Origin of the sequence: Polynucleobacter sp. JS-Safj-400b-B2 (assembly GCF_018881975.1) — a bacterium.
Lineage (GTDB): Bacteria > Pseudomonadota > Gammaproteobacteria > Burkholderiales > Burkholderiaceae > Polynucleobacter.
In genome coordinates, this window is sequence record NZ_JACVPJ010000029.1 from 1 (window position 1) to 3,064 (window position 3,064).

A 3,064-nucleotide genomic window follows, 5' to 3' on the forward strand; every position below is an offset into this window, starting at 1 on the left:
CCAGCGTTCCCACATTAAAGCCTTCTGGGTGGCCGTGTAATAGATTCGGGGCCGTTGTTTCATGAGCAACACTCCTTTTGCTTACGCAGTTTGTAGTGTGTTGCATCGATCAGTTGAATTCAAGGCCAATAGCAGTCGATCGTATAGCTGATTTTATATGGTGCGCCATTTAACGAAGCTGCCATCAAAATCAACTATAGTGCTAAAAGTTATGTGGGTAGTAATGCCATAAGCTGATAATTTGCATGTCTAAATAACTTGAATGGCAATCATAGTATTTGTAAAAATTTCTCTTTCTAATTTAATTAAACTGGATAAATCAAGATGACAATCGAGCCGAATAATCCCAAAAATTGTGCTAACGCCATAGTTAAGATGCTCGAAAATCATGGGGTTACCCATGTTTTTGGTATCCCTGGAGCAAAGATTGACAGCCTCTTCATCGCTCTTAAGCACTCAAAAATTAGGCTTATTCTTTGTCAGCACGAGCAGAATGCTGCTTTCATGGCTGCGGCATTTGGACGGTTAACCGGCAAAGTGGGCGTTTGTATTGCGACATCTGGACCTGGGGTTACTAATTTAACAACAGGTCTTGCTACCGCTACAAGTGAGGGCGACCCCGTTCTAGCAATAGGTGGAGAAGTACCTGTAGATGAGCGTCTAAAGAAAACACATCAATCACTTGATTCCACTGCCTTAATGAAGGCAGCAACCAAGCTCTCAGAAGAAATTGTGACTCCTGATCAAGTGGGTGAAGCGTTAGGTAATGCGATCCGTGTTGCTGAGAGTGGACGTCCTGGTGCCGTATTTTTGTCATTACCTAAGGATGTAGGTCTTGCAGATTATCCGGGTGACGTAAACGCCAATTGGGGCAAGAAACTGCCCATGGGGCCAGCAGCTAAGTCGGCAATTAATGATGCTCTTAGCATCCTAAAATCTAGTAAACGTCCCATTGCTATTCTTGGTATGCAATCATCGGGCCAAGATTCATCTGAAGGGCTAATCAATTTCTTTAAGAAGTCTGGTATCCCTTATGTTTCTACTTTCCAAGGTGCAGGAGCCTGGGTTTCAGAGTCCAGTGGTGCAACTTATGCTGGGCGTATTGGCTTATTTCGTAATCAACCAGCTGACAACTTGCTTGATCAGGCTGATGTGATTCTGACAATAGGCTATGACCCCATCGAATATGATCCCTCAATTTGGAATACCAACCTAAAACGCCCGGTTATTTGCCTAGATGCTATTCCGGCCGATCAAGATAATGCATTCTTGCCTATTGCGGAGTTAATTGGTGATATTGGTGAGTCTTTAGATGTGCTTTCAGCTCAAATTACCACCCAAATTGATCCTGCATTTATCGCCTCTGCCAAGGCCGCCGTCAAAGAAATTCAAGACACTCTTGACGAAGGCAAGTTAATGAATAAATTCCCTGTTGAACCTCTGCGTCTCGTTCATGAGCTGCAAAAACAAATGACATCGAATACTCACGTAGCACTGGATGTTGGATCTAATTATATTTGGACCAATCGTTATTGCGCAGCTGATCACTCGCGTCAAGTTTTGGTGAGCAATGGTCAGCAAACACTTGGCGTCGCGATGCCTTGGGCTATTGCTATGAGTCTGCTTTATCCAAATGACAGAATTCTTTCCTCATCAGGTGATGGTGGCTTTCTTTTCACGGGAACTGAGTTAGCTACAGCCGTAAGGATTGGGGCAAAGTTTGTTCATGTGATTTGGGATAGCGGCTCTTTCGATATGGTTGCTTTTCAAGAGCAGGCGCACTATGGAGAAACCGCTGGAATTAAGTTAGGTAGCTACGATCCGGTGAAGTTTGCGGAATCTTTTGGTTGCAAAGGCTATAGCGTCAAATCTGCGGATGAACTACCGGATATTTTTGAAGAAGCCTTTAAATCAGATGTGCCTGTTTTGATTCATGTGCCAGTTGACTATAGTCTCAATGAGCGCCTAATGCAAAATGTCAGTCAGAACTTTATTAATTAACCAATATGGCAAAGTCTAAAATACCTGGCAGTCAAACTCTTAATATAGACATTTCAGAGTCTCTTAGTAATGCCTTAGAAAAACGCTGTCAGGAGACTGGCGAGACGATTAGTCATGTGGTTCAAGATTCGTTAGCAAAAGCACTTGGAGTGGAGCATCATACGCTTTATCAGGTATCCACATCAGCCGCTTTAGTCCAAGGCGTTTATCAAGGATGCGTCACAGTTGGGCAGATCAAAACGCATGGTGATTTTGGTCTCGGCACATATGATTCGCTCGACGGCGAAGGTCTCATGCTAGATGGTCATGTTTATCAAGCGCTGGGAGATGGCACAGTGATTAAGCCAGCGGATTCTGTTTCGGCTCCTTTTTGGGTAAGCGCTGAATTTCAAGCCGATCGAAGCCTAGTAATTGACTCGGTGAATAGTTGGGAGGATCTTTGTAAGCAGATTGATTCCATTCGCCGCTCTGAAAATCTTTTTACTGCAATTCGTATTGATGGTGTATTCGATGAAATTCATTACCGAGTTGCCTGTAAGTCTGCGCCTGGTACTGATCTCGTGACGGCTACAAGTCATCAAGCTGAATTTACCTTAAAAAACATTAATGGAACCTTGCTGGGATTTTGGTCGCCAACCTATGCAAGAACCTTCAATATTCCCGGCTATCATTTGCACTTACTATCTGCTGACCATCAGCACGGCGGTCACGTTCTGGGAATAAGCGCTAAGAATCTAAAACTTCAGGTAATGGACGCAGATAATTTGACATTGGCCTTGCCTGAATCACCAGAATTTCTCAAGGCGGATTTATCTGGCGATCCAGCAGCTGCACTCAGTAAAGCCGAAGGAGCGCAAACAAAATAAACCCTCTTGCATCTTCTTCAATTACTAGGTCAATCCCAGCTCAGCAACTTGATGAGCGACTGCTTTGGGTCTTGATTTCAACCCGTCGATGCAACAGTTAGGGCAAAACGTTCTGCCGGTGTTTGATAGTTTAGTGTTTTTCTAGGACGTTCATTGAGTTGCCTTGCTACAGCATTGAGTTTGGCTTGGGAGTAATT

Annotated in this window: 2 protein-coding genes and 1 pseudogene; 2 read left to right on the forward strand and 1 reads right to left on the reverse strand. The window is 43.9% G+C overall.

Annotated features, from left to right (window positions below; translation table 11 throughout):
- The first annotated feature begins 324 nt into the window (after positions 1-324).
- Positions 325-2,001, forward strand: coding sequence for an acetolactate synthase AlsS (gene alsS, locus ICN48_RS13690; RefSeq protein ID WP_216154239.1), 1,677 nt, complete (start codon positions 325-327; stop codon positions 1,999-2,001).
- Positions 2,002-2,006: 5 nt separating this feature from the next.
- Positions 2,007-2,867, forward strand: a complete 861-nt coding sequence (gene budA, locus ICN48_RS13695; RefSeq protein WP_216154240.1) for an acetolactate decarboxylase — start codon at positions 2,007-2,009, stop codon at positions 2,865-2,867.
- Between the two features lie 77 nt (positions 2,868-2,944).
- On the opposite strand, the pseudogene ICN48_RS13700 reads toward budA, so the two are convergent.
- Positions 2,945-3,064, reverse strand: a pseudogene (locus ICN48_RS13700) (IS30 family transposase); the annotation flags it as partial.